The organism is Anaerotruncus sp. G3(2012) (assembly GCF_000403395.2).
In the GTDB taxonomy this organism is placed as follows: domain Bacteria; phylum Bacillota; class Clostridia; order Oscillospirales; family Ruminococcaceae; genus Anaerotruncus.
Map to the genome: position 1 here is coordinate 32,185 of NZ_KE159657.1, position 16,912 is coordinate 49,096.

Below are 16,912 nucleotides of genomic sequence, written 5' to 3' on the forward strand. Positions count from 1 at the left end.
GCCACCTTTGAAAAGGTGGACGAAACTTCTGGATAAAGGACAGGTAAAAAGCGGCACCCGGCCCGGAAGGGAGGGGCCTGCGGGGAGGGGTCGCCGACCCCTCCCCGTAAGGCAAACTGAGGGGGCGTCGCGCGAAGCGCGCTTCGGGCTGAAAGCCCGAGAAGTCCCCCGAAGAAGGGCGCTTGCGCCCCGGAAGTTTGGGCTGGAATCCAAACTTCCGTTGCCTCACTGCCCCGCGCCTGAGCAGGAAAGCCTGCCGCTACGGCTAGGAACCGGCTTCCGGCCGCGATTTGCAGGAGGCTCCAAAAAAGTGCTGTTCTATTGTAGAAAATTTAACAAAAATACCATTGCAATTTTTACAGCGGTGAACTATAATGGTAGCTGTGGGAAGAGTTCATTTTCCCGCCGATTGTTTTACTGTTTCAAGTTGCTATTTTAATACAACGAGAGGAGAACCGGAAATGACAAACAACAAAAATGTCCTCAACTGGATTGAGGAAATGAAAGCGCTTGTCAAACCTGACAAGGTGGTCTGGATTGACGGCAGCGAGGAGCAGCTCAAGGAGCTGCGTGACCTTTCGATCTCGATCGGGGAGATGGAGGAGCTCAACGAGGAGAAACTCCCGGGATGCCTGCTGCACCGCACTGCGGTCAACGATGTCGCGCGTGTTGAAGGCAGAACCTATATCTGCTCCAGAAACAAAGAGGATGCAGGCCCGACCAACAACTGGGAAGACCCGCAGGTCATGTATGAAAAGCTCAAAAAGCTGTATGACGGCTGTATGCAGGGCCGCACCATGTATGTCATCCCCTACTGCATGGGTCCGATCGGTTCCCCGTTCTCCAAAGTCGGCGTTGAGCTGACCGACTCTACCTATGTCGTTCTGAACATGGACATCATGACCCGTATGGGACAGGCCGCTTTTGATCAGCTGGGCGATGAGTCCAACGATTTTGTCCGCGGCCTGCACTCCAAGGCGAAACTCGAGGAGGAGAACCGGTATATCGTCCACTTCCCCGAGGACAACGCGATCTGGTCGATCAACTCGGGCTACGGCGGCAACGTCCTGCTCGGCAAAAAGTGCTTTGCGCTGCGCATTGCTTCCTATCAGGCGAAGATGGAGGGCTGGATGGCAGAGCATATGCTGATCCTCGGCCTTGAGAATCCGCAGGGCGAGATCAAATATGTCTGTGCAGCGTTCCCGTCCGCGTGCGGCAAGACCAACCTGGCGATGCTGATTCCGCCCAAGAAGTTCCTCGAAGCAGGATACAAGGTCTGGACAGTCGGCGATGACATCGCATGGCTGCGGATCGGTCCGGACGGGCGCCTCTGGGCGATCAACCCCGAGAACGGTTTCTTCGGTGTTGCACCGGGTACCAACGTCAAGTCCAATCCGAACGCGCTTGAGTCCACCAGAAAGAACACCATTTTCACCAACGTGGTTCACAATCTGGACGACAACACGGTCTGGTGGGAGGGTCTGGACAAGAACCCGCCTAAGAACGCGGTCGACTGGATGGGCAACAAGTGGGATTGCACCGATGGTTCCAAGGGTGCGCATCCCAACTCCCGTTTCACCGCACCGGCGGTCAACTGCCCCTGCATCTCCTCAGAGTTTGCAAATCCGCAGGGCGTGCCGGTTTCCGCGATCATCTTCGGTGGACGCCGCGCCAAGACCGCTCCGCTGGTCTACCAGTCCCGTGACTGGCAGCATGGTGTGTTTGTAGGCTCGACAATGGCTTCCGAGACCACCGCTGCCGCAGCTGGTGCGGTCGGCGTTGTCCGCCGCGACCCGATGGCAATGCTGCCGTTCTGCGGTTACCACATGGGCGACTATTTTGCGCACTGGCTCGAGATGGGCAAAAAACTGGGTGACAAAGCGCCGAAGATCTTCAATGTCAACTGGTTCCGCACCGATGATGAGGGCCACTTCATCTGGCCGGGATTCGGCGACAATATGCGTGTGCTGAACTGGATCGTTGACCGCTGCGAAGGCAAGGCCGATGCAGTGGAAACCCCGATCGGCTACGAGCCGAAGCCGGAGGATATCGACACCGAAGGGCTTGACATTGATCTCGATACCCTCAAGGGCCTGCTGAATGTCGACAAAGACCTCTGGAAAGAGGAAGCAAAGGGCATCCACGAGTTCTACGCGAAGTTTGGCGACAAGCTGCCCAAGGAGCTCGAGGCTGAGTTGGCAAATCTGGAAGCCAACCTGAACAAATAAATGATGCGGGTGTATCGTGCAAACCCGTGGCGCGGAGTCACTGCGATTGCGCTGGTTGCTGCGGCAGCGGCGATTTCGGTGGTCTACGGGGTTATGGCAGTATTGGTTCTCAATCCGCGCCAGCATTGAATGGAACAGGCGGCCGCTGTTGCGGCCGCCTGTTTTGACTGTTGGGAAAATCTACAGGGGCCCGCTGCCTGGCGGCACAGATGTCAGCCGGCAGCTCATGGGGCGCCTCTTTGAGAAAGGGGACAATCCTTATGCATATCCAAAAAGTAAAGATTGGAGAAAGTACCAGCCGGCAGGGGAATCGGCTTATAGAGCTGCTTTTTCTGTTCCTGCTCGTCTTTTTGCCTCTTGGCGAGCTTTATCAGAGCCGAATCCAACTGTCTGCATTCACAACCTCCCTATGCTTTCAGATGATCGGTATGATGGACCTCGTTTCCCCGCTCCTCTTCCGATTTGGATACCTGTTTTTAGCGGTTGCAAAGGTTCGGTCTTTCCGAAAGAGCCGATTGGTCCTGACGGCCCTGCTGCTGGCGTTTCTCTCCGCGGCGCTCTGGAACGCTCTTTCTCCACTGCCGCTGGACTTCCAGATTTCAAGGCCGAATCAGCTTCCCATCCTGCTCTGCAACTGGGTCTTTTACTGCTACCTGTTTGTCCATTTTTTCAGGACAGATCCATAAGCGTGCTTGCTGACTATGGAATGCAAAATGAAACAGGCGCATCCAACAGGTCGGTGTGGCCTGTGGGTGCGCCTGACTGTGTATTGGGTTTCGGGTTGCCCGGTCAGAATCCTGGACCGGGCACTGTCCCCGCTTATTCCGCCCAGCGGTCGATCTGTTTCAGGAAATGGGGGTCCTCGGTCACGACCCGGACCGGTTTGTTATAGTCGAGCGCCATCAGCCCGAGGATCGACTTCGCGTCCGCGATTTTCCCTTCGACTGTGTGCACACCGATGTCCTCCACAGACTGCATCGCCAGATACATGAACTGGCGCAGGTCTTCTGCGGAATGGAGCATAATCTCTTTTACCATGGATAAAACTCTCCTTTCAAAAAGGGTTTTGCTTGCTTTCTTTCCTACGCCTCTATTAAACTACAAATTTTTCTAAAAGTCAATATATACAATTTGATTTTTTTTGTTTATACATATTCACTACAATTAGCACTCGATATAATAGACTGCTAAAAAATATGTAAACATTTCGTGAAGGGTATTGACTTCTGCAAAAAATATGGTACATTATAGTTGTTAGCAATCAATTTACATGAGTGCTAAAGCCTGATGGAAAGGTGACAGCGATGAAGCTGGATATTCGAAAACTGAAGATTCTGACTGCGATTGTAGAGACATATATCGACACCGGCGAGCCGGTCAGCTCGAAAATACTGGCGCAGCAGCTCGGTTTTTCGGTATCGTCCGCTACGATCCGCAACGATATGGCGGCCCTTTTCGAGATGGGCCTTCTGGAACAGCCCCATACCTCGGCGGGGCGGGTTCCCTCCCACCTTGGCTACCGGGTATATGTTGACCAGCTGATGCACTGCAAGCCGCTTTCGGAGGAGGAGCGCCGGGAGATCGACGCACTTTTCAATGTGCGCGATCCTGATCCCGACAAGCTCCTTGAGGATGCGGCGCAGGCGCTCGCGGACTACACCAACTGCGCGACCGTCTCAACGACCATCACCCCAAAGACCGTTCTGGTCAAGCGGGTGGAGATCGTCCCGGCGGGCACGCGGACGGTTGTTGTCCTGGTGATCGCCACCAATGGGGTCATCAAGAACAAGGTCTGCCGGGTCGATTTCCGGGTGACCGGAGAGATCGTCGAGTTCCTCAACCAGTTTGCCAACGGGCGGCTGGTCGGCAGGTCGGTTAACGACATCTCCCAGTGGTATATCAACTCGATCTCGGTCACGCTCGGGGATTACTCCCAGCTTTTTATCCCGGTGCTTGCCACCATCTATGAGCTTTGCCGGGAGATCAACGACGGGCAGTTCTACACCTCGGGCGGCGCAAACCTGCTCAACTACAAGGAGCTGGCGGACATTGCCCGGGACCTGTTAAGCGCGATGGCAAACCGCGAACAGCTGCTTGGTGTGATCGGCTCCAAAAGTGACGCAGTGTTCATCACGATCGGCAAGGAGAACAACCAGAGCGAACTGACCGATACCTCGGTGGTGGTTACCAAATACCGGATTGGGGAGCAGAATTCGGGTGCGATCGGGGTGATCGGGCCGGTGCGGATGGACTATGCAAAATTGATCCCACATCTGGAATATTTTTCGCAGACACTAGGTAAATTATTGGCGGAGACGTTTGAACAGGAGAACTGATCCATCATTTGGATAGAGACAAAACCGTCCGGAAAGGAAGCGAGCAGATTGTCCCAGGAAAACAAACACGAAAAGCTGGACCCGGAGCAGGAACAGACTGTTTTGGACCAGGAGGAAGCGCAGAAAGCGCAGCCGGAGCCGACGGGGGAGCCCAAACCGGAGGAGCCGAAGCCCGAAAAGACCGAACCCCAACTGTTGCAGGAAAAGGTGGACGAACTCAACGACCGGCTTCTGCGTACGATGGCGGAGTACGACAACTTCCGCAAACGCAGCCAGAAGGAAAAGGAGGCCATCTACCCGCAGGCAACTGCGGCGGCGGTGGCGCAGTTTGTCCCGATCCTGGATACCTTCGACCGCGCCCTCTCCGCCCCCTGTGCGGACGAGGAGTTCAAAAAGGGGGTCGAGATGATCCTCCAGAACTTCAAGGATGTGCTGGCCAAGATGGGCGTCGAGGAGTTTGGCGCACCGGGTGAGCAGTTTGACCCGGAATGCCACAATGCGGTGATGCATATTGAGGACGAATCGTTCGCCGAAAACAGCATCGTCGAGGTGTTCCAGAAGGGTTACCGGATCGGCGACCGGGTGGTCCGTCACGCAATGGTCAAGGTTGCAAACTGAACAGGGACAGATTCTAAATGTTGCAGATTATTATTTCGAAATAAATGGAGGACTGAATCATGGGAAAAATCATTGGTATCGACTTAGGTACAACAAATAGCTGTGTATCCGTCATCGAGGCCGGCGAGCCGGTCGTCATCGCAAACGCTGAGGGCGCGCGGACAACCCCTTCGGTTGTCGCGTTCTCCAAAACTGGCGAGCGGATGGTCGGGCAGGTCGCAAAACGGCAGGCGATCACCAACCCGGACCGCACCATCTCCTCGATCAAACGCCATATGGGCACCGATTATAAGGTCTCCATCGACGGCAAGAGCTACACCCCGCAGGAGATTTCCGCAATGGTCCTGCAAAAGCTCCGCGACGACGCGGAGGCATATCTCGGCGAAAAGGTCACCGAGGCGGTCATCACCGTCCCGGCATACTTCTCGGATGCACAGCGTCAGGCGACCAAGGACGCGGGCAAGATCGCTGGGCTGGATGTCAAACGCATCATCAACGAGCCGACCGCTGCCGCGCTCGCATACGGTGTTGACAAGGAAGAGGATCAGAAGATCATGGTCTACGACCTCGGCGGCGGTACCTTCGATGTTTCGATCATTGAGATGGGCGACGGTGTACAGGAGGTTCTCGCGACCAACGGCGACACCCGTCTGGGCGGCGACGACTTTGACGAGCGGGTCATCAACTACCTCGCGGACGAGTTCAAGCGGGAAAACGGCATCGACCTGCGCAACGATAAGATGGCTATGCAGCGCCTGAAAGAGGCGGCGGAGAAAGCCAAGATTGAGCTCTCCGGCATGACAACCGCGAATGTCAACCTGCCGTTCATCACCGCCGATGCGACCGGCCCGAAACATCTCGACGTGACCATCTCCCGCGCAAAGTTCAACGAGCTGACCGCTGATCTCGTCGAGCGGACGATGGTCCCGGTCCGTAAGGCGATGGCGGATTCTGGGCTGAAGGTTTCCGACCTCAACAAGGTCCTGCTGGTGGGCGGTTCCACCCGAATCCCGGCGGTACAGGAGGCGGTCAAGGCGTTCTGTGGTAAGGAACCGTTCAAGGGGATCAACCCGGATGAGTGCGTTTCGATCGGTGCCGCGATCCAGGGCGGCGTGCTTGGCGGCGATGTCAAGGGCCTCCTGCTTCTGGATGTCACCCCGCTTTCCCTCGGCCTCGAGACCCTCGGCGGCGTCTGCACCAAGATCATCGAGCGCAACACCACCATCCCGACCAAGAAGAGCCAGATCTTCTCGACCGCCGCGGATGGGCAGACCTCGGTTGAGATCAACGTCCTGCAGGGCGAGCGCGAGATGGCGCGCGACAACAAACAGATCGGCATGTTCCGTCTGGACGGTATTCCGGCGGCTCCCCGCGGCGTGCCGCAGATTGAAGTGACCTTCGACATCGACGCGAACGGCATTGTCCATGTCACCGCGAAGGATCTCGGCACCGGCAAGGAGCAGAACGTCACGATCACCGCTTCGACCAACATGTCCAAAGAGGATATCGACAAGGCAGTCAAGGATGCGGAGATGTTTGCCGAAGAGGATAAAAAGCGCCGCGAGGAGATTGACGCCCGCAACGCGGCTGACAACATGGTATTCCAGTGTGAAAAAACGCTGACCGACCTCGGCGACAAGGTGTCGGCGGATGAGAAAGCAAAGGTACAGTCCAAGATCGACGCGCTCAAAGAGGCGCTCAAGGGCACCAACACCGACGAAATCAAGTCCAAACAGGAGGACCTCCAGAAGGATTTCTACGAGATGAGCGCCAAGATGTACCAGCAGCAGGCCCCGCAGGGTGCGCCGGATATGGGCGCACAGGACATGGGCGGCAGCAACGGTCAGGCAGGCGACTATGTGGATGCCGACTTCAAAGAGGTTGACGAGGACGGCCAAAAGTAATAGAATAGGCTGGCAGGTGTTAAGGCGGGGGTCTCCCTCCGCCTTAACCTGATGCAGTGGAACAGCCAATGCGATATGAAACAGATACACAAACAGGGGTGAACAGATTTGGCAGATAAACGGGATTATTATGAAGTTTTGGGCGTTTCGAAGGACGCCTCGTCGGACGACCTGAAAAAGGCTTACCGCAAACTTGCAAAGCAGTATCACCCCGACATGAACCCGGGGGATAAGACTGCGGAGACCAAGTTCAAAGAGGTCAACGAGGCGTATGAGGTTTTGAATGACCCCGCCAAGCGCCAGCGGTACGACCAGTTCGGCCATGCAGGGGTTGACCCGTCCTATGGCGGAGGCGGCGCGGGATACGGCGGAGGCGGTTTCGGCGGTTTTGACGTTGGGGACATTTTTGAGAGCTTTTTTGGCGGAGGCTTCAGCGGTTTTGGCGGAAGCAGCCGCACCCGCAATCCAAACGGCCCGATCCGGGGCAACGACATCAATGTGACGCTCGGGCTGTCGTTCATGGAAGCGGCCAAGGGCTGCAAACAGCAGATTCAAGTCCAGCGGCTTGAAAAGTGCGATGTCTGCGGCGGGAGCGGCGCCAAGAGCGGTACGACCGCAGAAACCTGTACCGAATGCGGCGGTACAGGCCAGGTCAAGGTGTCCCAGCGGACGCCAATCGGTGTGATCCAGACCACCCGCACCTGTTCGAAATGCTCGGGCAAAGGCAAGGTCATCAAGGAGCCCTGCCCCGACTGCCGCGGGATGGGGCGTGTCCGGCATACCCGCACACTTGAAGTCTCGGTCCCTGCGGGCATTGATGACGGACAGACATTCGTTCTGCGCGGGCAGGGCGATCAGGGGGTCAATGGCGGGCCTTCCGGTGATGTGAACATCATGGTCACTTTGCGTCCGGATACCCTCTTCGAGCGGGATGGGTTCGATGTCTGGTGCGATATCCCCATCACCTTCTCACAGGCTGTGCTTGGGGACGAGATCACCGTCCCGACGATCGACGGCAAGGTCAAATATACCGTCCCGGAGGGGACCCAGTCGGGGACCGTCTTCCGCCTGCGCAACAAGGGTATCCAGTATGTCAACGGGCGCGGACGCGGAGACCAGTACGTCAAGGTGAATATCGAGGTCCCCCGCAACCTGACTGGCAAACAGAAGGAAGCCCTGCGCAAATTTGAGGAGCTTTCAACCGAGAAAAACTACGAAAAACGCCGCAGCTTTTTCGACAAGCTCAAGGATGCAATGAAATAAGAATCTGTATTCATCATCAGGGGATGCCGGATGGGCAAAAGACCCGCTCAGACGGTGGCGAATGGTTGTGAATATGGGTTCTAAGCAGTCAGAACCCCCAGCCGCCTCTTTTTTCGATTTGAAAAAGAGGCGGCTTTGTTGTATACTGTATCTTGGAAAAGCTGCCGGGAGTGGCTTCACAGGAGAAAGGGTTCCGCTGCATGCGCGCAGCGGCCAAAGGCTCTGCCTTTGGAAACCGCAGCCTTTGAAAAGGCTGGCGAAACTTTTGGATTTGCAATAAGGGAAGGAGAAACAGGTATGCAGTACAGCGAGGTGCAGATTCGGGTTGCAACCGCGGATGTGGATACGGCTGCGGCGATCGCCAATCTGGTGGTTCCGTACGGCCTTTATATTGAGGATTACAGCGACATCGAGGAGCTTGCGCCCAAAATTGCGCATGTGGATCTGATCGAACAGGAGCTGCTCGACCGCGATCGGGATCACGCAATCATCCATCTCTACATCTCTCCCGAGGAAAACCCGGCAGAGGCGGTTTCATTCGTGCGGGAGCGGCTCGAGTCGGAACGGATCGGATTTTCGATCGAGCGGGCACAGGTCAACGAGGAAGACTGGGCGACCGCTTGGAAAAAATACTATTTTCCCACCAAAGTCGGGGAGCGTCTGGTCGTATGCCCCTCGTGGGAAACCTACTCCCCTGTTGAGGGGGAGGTCGTCCTGACGATCGACCCGGGCATGGCGTTCGGCACCGGCACCCATGACACCACCCGCCTCTGCATGCAGCTGCTCGAAGAGCATGTCCGCCCGGGTGACCGGTTGCTCGATGTCGGCACCGGCAGCGGCATCCTCGCAGTTTCGGCGCTGCTGCTTGGCGCAAGCGCGGCGGTCGGGGTGGATATCGACGAGGTTGCGGTGCGGGTTGCAAACGAAAATGCTGCGGCAAACAACGTTTCCGATCGGGTGGACTTCTTTGCGGGCGACCTCGCGGACAAAGCCAGCGGACGGTTCCGGGTCGTGACCGCCAACATCGTGGCGGATGTCATCATCCGGCTGATCCCCGATCTGGACCGGTTCCTCGAGCCGGATGGTGTATTCATCGCGTCGGGGATCATCGACATGCGGGAGCCGGACGTTATGCAGGCGCTCACCGCTGCCGGTTACCAACTGGCTGGCAGGAAAGAATCGGGCGGATGGGTCGCGCTTGCCGCCTGCCGCGCCGGAAACTGACCAGAAAGGCGGTGGAGGCGGGATGCCCAGATTTTTTACAGGCCAGGTGAACCGGGAACGGGCGCTGATCGTGGGGGAGGATGCGCGTCATATCGCGCTTGCTTTGCGGATGAAGGCCGGGGAACGGCTGACTGTCTGCGACGCGGATGGCCAGGACTATCAGTGCGTGATCGAGCGGATCAGCCCGGAACAGGTGGAACTGCGGGTCGAGGAGGTTGCGCCATCGGCTGGGGAGCCGGGTGTCTGGATCACCCTCTACCAGGCGCTGCCCAAGGGGGACAAGATGGAAACGATCGTCCAGAAGGCGGTTGAATTGGGGGTCGGACGGATCGTGCCGGTACTGACCCACCGGTGTGTCTCCCGTCCGGACGACAAATCCATGCGCAAAAAGTGTGAGCGGTACAACCGGATTGCGCTCGAAGCAGCCAAACAGTGCGGACGCGGACGGGTGCCCGAGGTTGCGCCGCTGGTCGGGTTTCGGGAGGCGGTCGCGCAGATGCGCGCCGACCCGCTCGCGCTCTTCTTCTACGAGAACGCCGACCAGCCGCTCCGGGAAGTCCTCACCGGGCGTCTCGGGGACCGGGTTTCCATCCTGATCGGGAGCGAAGGCGGGTTTGAACCGTCCGAAGCGGCGTTTGCGGCAGAAAACGGCCTTGTCCCGCTTTCACTGGGGAGCCGTATCCTGCGGTGTGAGACCGCCCCGCTCGCCGCGATCACCGCGATTTTATATCAGGCCGGGGATATTTGACCCGCCTGGTGAACATACTTGAAACAGAGAAAGAAGGAGAGTGACATGAGAAAGATTGCAGCACTCCTGCTGGCCTGCCTGCTGTTTGGCGGATGCGAAGAGCGCCATGCGGCGCCGGTGCAGGCGGAGTCCTCGGAGGATGCCGCCCCGGTAAGCTCTCAATGGTGGGAGGAGGTCCCGGAGGAGCTATCTTCGGATCCGGAGCCGGAAGAGTCCTCCCCGGCATCGGAAGAGCCGCCCTCAGAGCCGGAAGAGCCGCCGCTCGAGCTGGAAGAGTGGGCGCTGGTCCTTGCCAACTATGACCACGACATCCGGGAGTACGAGCCCGAGTTGGAAGAGGTCCAGAACGGCTACCGGATGGATGTGCGCGTTGCCGAGATCGCCCGGCAGATGATCGCGGACGCGGCGGAACAGGGGGTAAGCCTTCTGGTGTGTTCAGCCTACCGGCCGTATTCCTCGCAGGAGCGCAACTTTAACAACAGTGTCAACACCTATCTTTCGATGGGCTACAGCCGGGATCAGGCGGTCGCGGCTACCGCGCAGCTGATCGCCTATCCCGGCAGGAGCGAGCATCAGACCGGGCTTGCAGCAGACATCGTAACTCCGGCCTACCAGGGGCTGGACGATGGGTATGCCGAGACCGACGCGGCAAAATGGCTGCTTGAAAACGCGGCGGACTACGGGTTTATCCTGCGCTACCCGGCGGATAAAACCGAGATCACCCGGATCAACTTTGAGCCGTGGCATTACCGGTATGTGGGAATTGACGCGGCAAAGGAGATTATGGAAAACGGGCTCTGCCTTGAGGAGTTTCTTGAGCAGCAGGGAATGATCGAATGAGCCGCCGGCAAAAAGCTGCGCGGGCCGCGTACCGCCTGCTGGAGGTGCGCGGACGGCGTGCGGCAACGGCTGCCGCATTCCTCCTGCTTGTGGTGGTGCTGGCCGCGGGTTGCCTGATCGCATGGCAGGTCCAGCAGATGAAGGATCAGATCCTGAAAACCCAGCTTGTGCAGTCGCTCACAGGCGGGGCTGACCTGGGCAGGTTCTCCCAGTTATCCGATCAGGGCAGGCTGACCCAGCTCCTTTCCGACCCCCAAACCGCTGCCCTGCTGGTCAGCTATTTCGACTCGATGGCAGATTCCCTCCAAAACCTCGACCCGTCCGGACGGGGGGCTTTCGCCCGGTTTTGCGCCCTTCTGGACGCGGCGGAGGGTTCCGGCGCTGCGTTGACCGGGTTTCGATGGGAAGAAAATGCCCTGATGGCCGACTGTGTTTCCGACCGGGAGGACGCCTCCAGGGAGATGATGGAAATTCTGGGGCGGGACAATCTGTTTTCAGATGCAGAACTTTCCTCCCTGATAGGAGAAAAACAGGGGATTTTCACAATCTGTTGCAAATTTTCCGATCTCGTTTAGATGGAATCCACAAATTTTTTGAATTCTATACATAAATATCGCTCCATCTCTGTAAATTTCGGATGGTTTGTGGTAGAATGATTTTAAACTGGGAGATCGTAAAATTGGCAAAAGAGAAACAGATGGTATGGCAGATCCCTCTTACCCGGAAACAGGCTGGGGTCTTTTTGGCGGCATTGCTCCTTTCCGCTGCGCTCGTGCGGCTGATCCTCGGCTATACGGCGGTTCACTATTTCGATTTGGGATACTATGTTGACTGGTCGTCCGGTGTGCTGGAGGATTTTTTCGGCGCATATGACCGGATCGAAAATCTGGATTATCCGCCGTTGTTTCTCTTCCCGCTCTATTTTACCGGGTGGGTGATGTCCGACCCGCGGGTCTCGGAGTTTCACCCCTACGCGATGCTTGCTCTCAAGGGCTGGCAGATGCTCTTCGATCTGGCGCTCATCCCCATGCTGTATCTTCTTCTGCGCAGGCATAGCGAGCTTTTTGGACTGCTTGGAGCGGCGCTCTGGGCGGTCAACCCGACCATCCTCTACAACTCCGCCTACTGGGGCCAGACCGACAGCATTATGCTCTTCCTGCTCGCGCTCGCATTCAGCCTGCTCGACAATGGCAGGCCGGTCTGGAGCAGCGTGACAATGGCGCTCGCCTGCCTGATGAAGTTCCAGTCGCTCTATTTTGCGCCGCTTTTTGCGTTGGTGCTCTTTACGCGGTATCCGTTCCGGAGGGCGGCCCTGGGCGGCTGTGCAGCCGTGGCAACCGCATTTGCGGTGTTTCTGCCTTTCATGCTCCGCTCAGGCTGGGATCTTCCGTTTCGCGTTTACTTTGGCGGATTTGCACAGTATCCAGGGGCGTCGCTCAACGCATTCAACCTTTACAGTGCGGAAGGGCTGAACTATGCCAGCGTTGCAACCACTCTGGTTGGGCCGCTTACTGTCGGCGGATTTTCCGCCTGTGCCACAGCCGCCGCGCTGCTTCTGTTGGCTTACTTCTACCTGACCGCGACCGAAAAAAGCGTCTGGCTGCTGGGGTTCTGGTTTATGCAGACGGTATTCCTGTTCACCGCCCGGATGCATGAGCGGTATCAGATACCGGTGCTGTTGTTCGCACTTCTGGCGAGCGTTGTACACAGGAGTTATCCGCTTTTCTGGGGATACGCCGCGTTGACGGCAATCACCTTTTTTAACCATTTCCTTGTGCTGGAAGAGGCGTTTGCAGGCGACCCGCCAAAGGCCTGGACGCTCTGGTTCGGCGATCTCGTCGAACAGTTTTCGTGGGCGAACCTTGCTGTCTATGCACTGACAGCTGCGGTCTGCCTGCATATCCTGTATCGCAGGGGGCGGATCAGCCTGCGTGAGGGGATTCAGCAGGCGGGTTCTTACAAATTTTGAACAGAAAGCTGTGTGTTGGATTGAACGTATTTTCACATCTCACCATGGGGCGGTACCTCTACGCTTATTTTACCGAAAACCTCGGTGTAGAGCTGGATAAGGTCAGCTTTGTAAGCTGGAACATGCTTCCGGACGTCGCCCCAAGCCTGTTCAGGCTTTCCCACTTCAAAAAGGACATCTATGACCTCGTGATGGCGCGCGCGGAGCATCTTTCCAAAGAGGGCGAGCGGATGAGCGTCAAGGAATACAGCCGTCAGCTTGGCATCCTCTGCCATTTCATGTCGGACTTTTTCTGCTATGCACACGCCGAATATTTCAGCGGGAGCAAGGTGGGGCATCTCCGGTATGAACTGCTGATGCAGCTGTACGGGTACCGCCGCAAGGAGATGCTGCATGCAGTCGACCTGATTGCCAATGCCGCAGAACTCGACCATTCAGCGGCGCTCTATGAGCAGATCAACGAGCTGCATGACCAGTACCGCCAGATAGCCCCTTCCTATGGGGTGGACTTCGTTTACTCGCTGACCGCCTGTGTGGACCTCCTGATGGGGATTCTCGACCAGCCAGCCTCATCGGCTACATAACCGGTCGAAAAACCGGCGGGAAATGGCCTGCCCTTCTCTTTTCCGGACTGTGGATTCAAACACCCCCTGCTGCGAACCAGATGCGGCAGGGGGTGTTTTTGTTCCTGTTTCAGGGGCTTCTATTCTGTGAACCTCTGTCTGTTTCAAGTGTGCTGCTGATGCTGCGCATATTCCGCCACTTTATGCAGCAGCTTGCAATCGACCAATGCATCCACCAGGGTGCCATCGGCTTCATACGCCTGGGAAAAAACCTTCCCTTCCTGCATAATCTCATTGATAAGCCCGGTTTTGCTGTACGGGATCAGAAGCGTGAGCCGTTTATGCGTCGGTGCAAGGGCTTTGGCGGTTTTTTGCAGAAGCGCATCGAAGCCGAACCCGGTCCGGGCCGAGATCAGCGCGGTCTGATCGTTAATCGGCAGGGGCGCTTCGGATACCAGGTCGCATTTGTTCAACACGGTGAGCATCGGTATCTCCTGCGCGCCAAGCTCCTGCATCAGCTTTTTGGTGACCGCGATCTGTTCGTCCGCTTCCCCGGAGGAGATGTCGCAGACGTTCCAAAGCAGGTCTGCGCCGGCGGCTTCCTCCAGTGTCGATTTGAATGCTTCCACCAGATGATGCGGCAGCCGCCGCACCAATCCCACCGTATCGACCAGCATAACGGTCCTGCCATCCGGCAGGGTCAGTGCCCGCGAAGTGGGGTCCAGCGTTGCGAACAGCTTGTTCTCGGCGAGCACGCCTGCATCGGTCAGCGCATTGAGCAGCGTACTTTTCCCCACATTGGTATAACCTACGATCGCCACAGTGGTCACACCGTCCTTTTTGCGGCGGCTGCGCAGCAGTCCGCGACGCTTTTCCAGCTCTGCAAGCTGTTCCTGCAATGCGGTAATCCCGCGCCGGATATGCCGTCGGTCGGTCTCGAGCTGGCTTTCGCCCGGGCCGCGGGTGCCGATCCCGCCGCCCAGCCGGGAAAGCACGCTGCCAAGCCCAGCCAGGCGTGGGAGCTGGTATCTGAGCTGCGCCAGCTCGACCTGTAATTTCCCTTCTGCGGTGACTGCGCGCTGGGCAAAAATATCGAGGATCAGCGCTGTGCGGTCGATCACCGCGACGTCGCAGAGCTGCTCGATATTGCGGACCTGCGCGGGAGAAAGCTCATGGTCAAAGATCAGCAGGTCGATCTGATGGTCTTTGCAGAATGCTGCGGCCTCCTCCAGCCGCCCTTTGCCGATCACCGTAGCTGCTTCAAAAGCTGCGCGCTTCTGGGTCATCTTTGCCACAACTTCAGCCCCCGCGGTCGCCGCAAGCTCCTCCAGCTCGGCGAGCGAGACCTCCAGGTCAAATTCCCCGGTGTCTGCGGCGATCAGAACCACCCGCTGTGGTTTATTTTCTGTTGTTTCGATCATGCGGAACTCCATTTCCGGGGAGGATTTTTTACTCCCCAATCGTTTGAGCTGCTTCCAGATGGGTTGCTTCTAGCATACCACATCTGCCCTGGGAAAACACCTCTCGGATTTTTACCAAATTCTTTGCATTGAAGATCGGCCCGGAATGGGATAAACTCAAGATAGTATTATTGAATTGGATGTGAACAACCGATGAAGATTCTCTTGTCAACCTCGCTTCCACTCCGGCCCTTTTTCGAACGGCTGCTCCCCGCATCCCCCCACGAGGTGGAACTCCTCTGTTTTGAGGAGGAGATGCCCGTTCCGGAGCTGCTGGAACAACAGCTCGCCCGTGTTACAGGCTGTGACGCGATCCTGCTTCCGGATGGCGCGGCCATCCTTGGGGAAACCGGGCTTCGGGCGGGCAGCATCCCGCTGGTCCTGCCCCGGGTACATAACTGCGTGGCGCTCCTGCTCGGCGGTGCAGACCGGTACCGCAGCCTGTTTGAGCGCTATCAGGGCGGCATCTGCTGGCAGACCGCCGGCCTTGCCGCGCTGCTCGGTTCCGACGCGCAGGAAGCGTACTCCTGTCTGTGCTATCTTGCGGATACCCAGCTTGGCCTGCGGGACACTTCAGTAGAAGCACAGGCCGCTGCCAAACGGTACGGCTGGGACTTTTTCGAGGCCGAAACCGACCTCTCCTTGATTGAGCGGATGCTCGCCGGGGACTGGGACACGGATGCGTTCCTGACTGTCCGTCCGGGGGAACAGGTCCTGCCCTCCTACACCCGTACCCTGATGGAAGCTGCCGCCTGCCGGTGATCCGGCTTTCCCGCGCCAGAGAGGGCGCCGCAAATGCGGCGCCCTCTTTGTGATCCTCTTTATTTCCCGCCGGCGATCTCTTTCAGAGAAGTGACCATCCCTGCTAGGGACTGGATTTCACTTGGAATGATGATCTTAGTTGCCTTGCCATCTGCCGCTTTTGCAAACGCCTCCAGGCTTTTGATCTGGATGACCCGGTCGGTCGGATCGGCTTCGTTCAGCATCTTGAGTGCATCCGCATAGGCGCGCTGCACCATCTGGATCGCTTCCGCTTCACCTTGCGCTTCACGGATCTTCTGCTCGCGGACACCCTCTGCACGCAGGATCGCGGATTCTTTCTCCGCTTCCGCGCGCAGAATCGCGGACTCCTTTTCACCCTCGGCCACAAGGATCTGGCTGTGTTTTTCGCCCTCTGCACGCAGGATGGATTCGCGGCGTTCGCGCTCGGCCTTCATCTGTTTTTCCATCGCGTCCTGGATCTCGCGCGGCGGCAGGATATTTTTCAGCTCGACCCGGTTGACCTTGATCCCCCATTTGTCGGTTGCGACATCCAGCGTCGCGGTGATCTTGGAGTTGATGACATCACGGGAAGTCAGGGTGCTGTCCAGCTCCATCTCGCCGATGATGTTGCGCAGGGTGGTTGCGGTCAGATTTTCGATCGCCGACATCGGGCGCTCGACCCCGTAGGTGTAGAGCTTGGCATCGGTCACCTGATAAAAGACAACCGTATCAATCTGCATGGTAACATTGTCCTTGGTGATTACCGGCTGGGGCGCGAAGTCGACTACCTGTTCCTTCATGGACATCTTTTTGGCAATCCGGTCGATGAACGGCACCTTGACATGCAGCCCGGTCTCCCAGGTGGCATAATAGCTGCCGAGGCGCTCGACCACATAGACACTCGCCTGCGGGACGATCTTGATGTTCGAGATCACGACGATCAGCACAAACAGTACAATCGCGATCAGGATTGGGATTAAAAGCATGGACGTTGAAA

17 protein-coding genes are annotated in these 16,912 nt (G+C 57.4%); 14 read left to right on the plus strand and 3 right to left on the minus strand.

Features of this window, described 5'->3' with window-relative positions:
* Positions 1-461 precede the first annotated feature (461 nt).
* From C814_RS06145 to C814_RS06150, 3 genes are all read left to right on the plus strand, one after another.
* Positions 462-2,228: a phosphoenolpyruvate carboxykinase (GTP) gene (locus C814_RS06145; RefSeq protein WP_016314753.1), complete on the plus strand. Its 1,767-nt coding sequence runs from the start codon at positions 462-464 to the stop codon at positions 2,226-2,228.
* Positions 2,229-2,357, plus strand: coding sequence for a hypothetical protein (locus C814_RS24750; RefSeq protein WP_022788161.1), 129 nt, complete (start codon positions 2,229-2,231; stop codon positions 2,355-2,357).
* A 131-nt stretch (positions 2,358-2,488) separates the two neighbouring features.
* Entirely contained in the window at positions 2,489-2,914 is a 426-nt protein-coding gene (locus tag C814_RS06150; RefSeq protein ID WP_016314754.1) for a hypothetical protein, read from the plus strand.
* Between the two features lie 133 nt (positions 2,915-3,047).
* Here C814_RS06150 and C814_RS06155 read toward each other — a convergent pair whose 3' ends face one another.
* The gene (locus C814_RS06155; protein ID WP_016314755.1) at positions 3,048-3,266 is read right to left on the minus strand and encodes a hypothetical protein; all 219 of its coding nucleotides are present in this window, start codon (positions 3,264-3,266) and stop codon (positions 3,048-3,050) included.
* 266 nt (positions 3,267-3,532) lie between these two features.
* Between C814_RS06155 and hrcA the strand changes: the two genes are divergently transcribed.
* From hrcA to C814_RS06205, 10 genes are all read left to right on the plus strand, one after another.
* Positions 3,533-4,564, plus strand: a complete 1,032-nt coding sequence (gene hrcA / locus C814_RS06160; protein ID WP_016314756.1) for a heat-inducible transcriptional repressor HrcA — start codon at positions 3,533-3,535, stop codon at positions 4,562-4,564.
* 48 nt (positions 4,565-4,612) lie between these two features.
* On the plus strand, positions 4,613-5,182 hold the full coding sequence (gene grpE, locus C814_RS06165) for a nucleotide exchange factor GrpE (RefSeq protein WP_016314757.1): 570 nt from the start codon (positions 4,613-4,615) through the stop codon (positions 5,180-5,182).
* Between the two features lie 59 nt (positions 5,183-5,241).
* Complete coding sequence (gene dnaK / locus C814_RS06170; RefSeq protein WP_016314758.1) at positions 5,242-7,086, plus strand: molecular chaperone DnaK; 1,845 nt, start codon at positions 5,242-5,244, stop codon at positions 7,084-7,086.
* A 108-nt stretch (positions 7,087-7,194) separates the two neighbouring features.
* Complete coding sequence (gene dnaJ / locus C814_RS06175) at positions 7,195-8,349, plus strand: molecular chaperone DnaJ (protein WP_016314759.1); 1,155 nt, start codon at positions 7,195-7,197, stop codon at positions 8,347-8,349.
* 297 nt (positions 8,350-8,646) lie between these two features.
* Positions 8,647-9,573 (plus strand): 50S ribosomal protein L11 methyltransferase, encoded by a 927-nt coding sequence (gene prmA / locus C814_RS06180; RefSeq protein ID WP_016314760.1) that lies wholly within the window; start codon positions 8,647-8,649, stop codon positions 9,571-9,573.
* A gap of 22 nt (positions 9,574-9,595) precedes the next feature.
* A complete protein-coding gene (locus C814_RS06185) occupies positions 9,596-10,321 on the plus strand; it encodes a 16S rRNA (uracil(1498)-N(3))-methyltransferase (RefSeq protein WP_016314761.1) in 726 nt (241 codons plus the stop codon).
* Between the two features lie 45 nt (positions 10,322-10,366).
* On the plus strand, positions 10,367-11,161 hold the full coding sequence (locus C814_RS06190) for a M15 family metallopeptidase (protein ID WP_016314762.1): 795 nt from the start codon (positions 10,367-10,369) through the stop codon (positions 11,159-11,161).
* Positions 11,158-11,736 (plus strand): hypothetical protein, encoded by a 579-nt coding sequence (locus tag C814_RS06195; protein WP_016314763.1) that lies wholly within the window; start codon positions 11,158-11,160, stop codon positions 11,734-11,736. The genes C814_RS06190 and C814_RS06195 overlap by 4 nt, the downstream gene beginning before the upstream one ends.
* Positions 11,737-11,840: 104 nt before the next feature.
* Complete coding sequence (locus tag C814_RS06200; RefSeq protein WP_196809891.1) at positions 11,841-13,130, plus strand: glycosyltransferase 87 family protein; 1,290 nt, start codon at positions 11,841-11,843, stop codon at positions 13,128-13,130.
* Positions 13,127-13,714, plus strand: a complete 588-nt coding sequence (locus C814_RS06205; RefSeq protein WP_016314765.1) for a zinc dependent phospholipase C family protein — start codon at positions 13,127-13,129, stop codon at positions 13,712-13,714. Before C814_RS06200 ends, C814_RS06205 begins: the two co-directional genes overlap by 4 nt.
* A 143-nt stretch (positions 13,715-13,857) precedes the next feature.
* Here the strand turns inward: C814_RS06205 and hflX are convergent, their stop codons facing one another.
* Positions 13,858-15,114: a GTPase HflX gene (gene hflX, locus C814_RS06210; protein WP_016314766.1), complete on the minus strand. Its 1,257-nt coding sequence runs from the start codon at positions 15,112-15,114 to the stop codon at positions 13,858-13,860.
* Between the two features lie 192 nt (positions 15,115-15,306).
* On the opposite strand from hflX, the gene C814_RS06215 reads away from it, so the two are divergent.
* Complete coding sequence (locus C814_RS06215) at positions 15,307-15,915, plus strand: DUF1638 domain-containing protein (RefSeq protein ID WP_016314767.1); 609 nt, start codon at positions 15,307-15,309, stop codon at positions 15,913-15,915.
* Between the two features lie 59 nt (positions 15,916-15,974).
* Here C814_RS06215 and C814_RS06220 read toward each other — a convergent pair whose 3' ends face one another.
* Positions 15,975-16,901, minus strand: coding sequence for an SPFH domain-containing protein (locus C814_RS06220; protein WP_031219365.1), 927 nt, complete (start codon positions 16,899-16,901; stop codon positions 15,975-15,977).
* Positions 16,902-16,912: the final 11 nt, after the last annotated feature.

Coding starts and splice junctions, on each gene's coding strand:
- hflX (WP_016314766.1), bottom strand. CDS start 15,114: ATGATCGAAACAACAGAAAATAAACCACAGCGGGTGGTTCTGATCGCC.
- C814_RS06145 (WP_016314753.1), top strand. CDS start 462: ATGACAAACAACAAAAATGTCCTCAACTGGATTGAGGAAATGAAAGCG.
- C814_RS06195 (WP_016314763.1), top strand. CDS start 11,158: ATGAGCCGCCGGCAAAAAGCTGCGCGGGCCGCGTACCGCCTGCTGGAG.
- dnaK (WP_016314758.1), top strand. CDS start 5,242: ATGGGAAAAATCATTGGTATCGACTTAGGTACAACAAATAGCTGTGTA.
- C814_RS24750 (WP_022788161.1), top strand. CDS start 2,229: ATGATGCGGGTGTATCGTGCAAACCCGTGGCGCGGAGTCACTGCGATT.
- hrcA (WP_016314756.1), top strand. CDS start 3,533: ATGAAGCTGGATATTCGAAAACTGAAGATTCTGACTGCGATTGTAGAG.
- C814_RS06215 (WP_016314767.1), top strand. CDS start 15,307: ATGAAGATTCTCTTGTCAACCTCGCTTCCACTCCGGCCCTTTTTCGAA.
- C814_RS06190 (WP_016314762.1), top strand. CDS start 10,367: ATGAGAAAGATTGCAGCACTCCTGCTGGCCTGCCTGCTGTTTGGCGGA.
- C814_RS06155 (WP_016314755.1), bottom strand. CDS start 3,266: ATGGTAAAAGAGATTATGCTCCATTCCGCAGAAGACCTGCGCCAGTTC.
- C814_RS06185 (WP_016314761.1), top strand. CDS start 9,596: ATGCCCAGATTTTTTACAGGCCAGGTGAACCGGGAACGGGCGCTGATC.
- C814_RS06220 (WP_031219365.1), bottom strand. CDS start 16,901: ATGCTTTTAATCCCAATCCTGATCGCGATTGTACTGTTTGTGCTGATC.
- C814_RS06150 (WP_016314754.1), top strand. CDS start 2,489: ATGCATATCCAAAAAGTAAAGATTGGAGAAAGTACCAGCCGGCAGGGG.
- prmA (WP_016314760.1), top strand. CDS start 8,647: ATGCAGTACAGCGAGGTGCAGATTCGGGTTGCAACCGCGGATGTGGAT.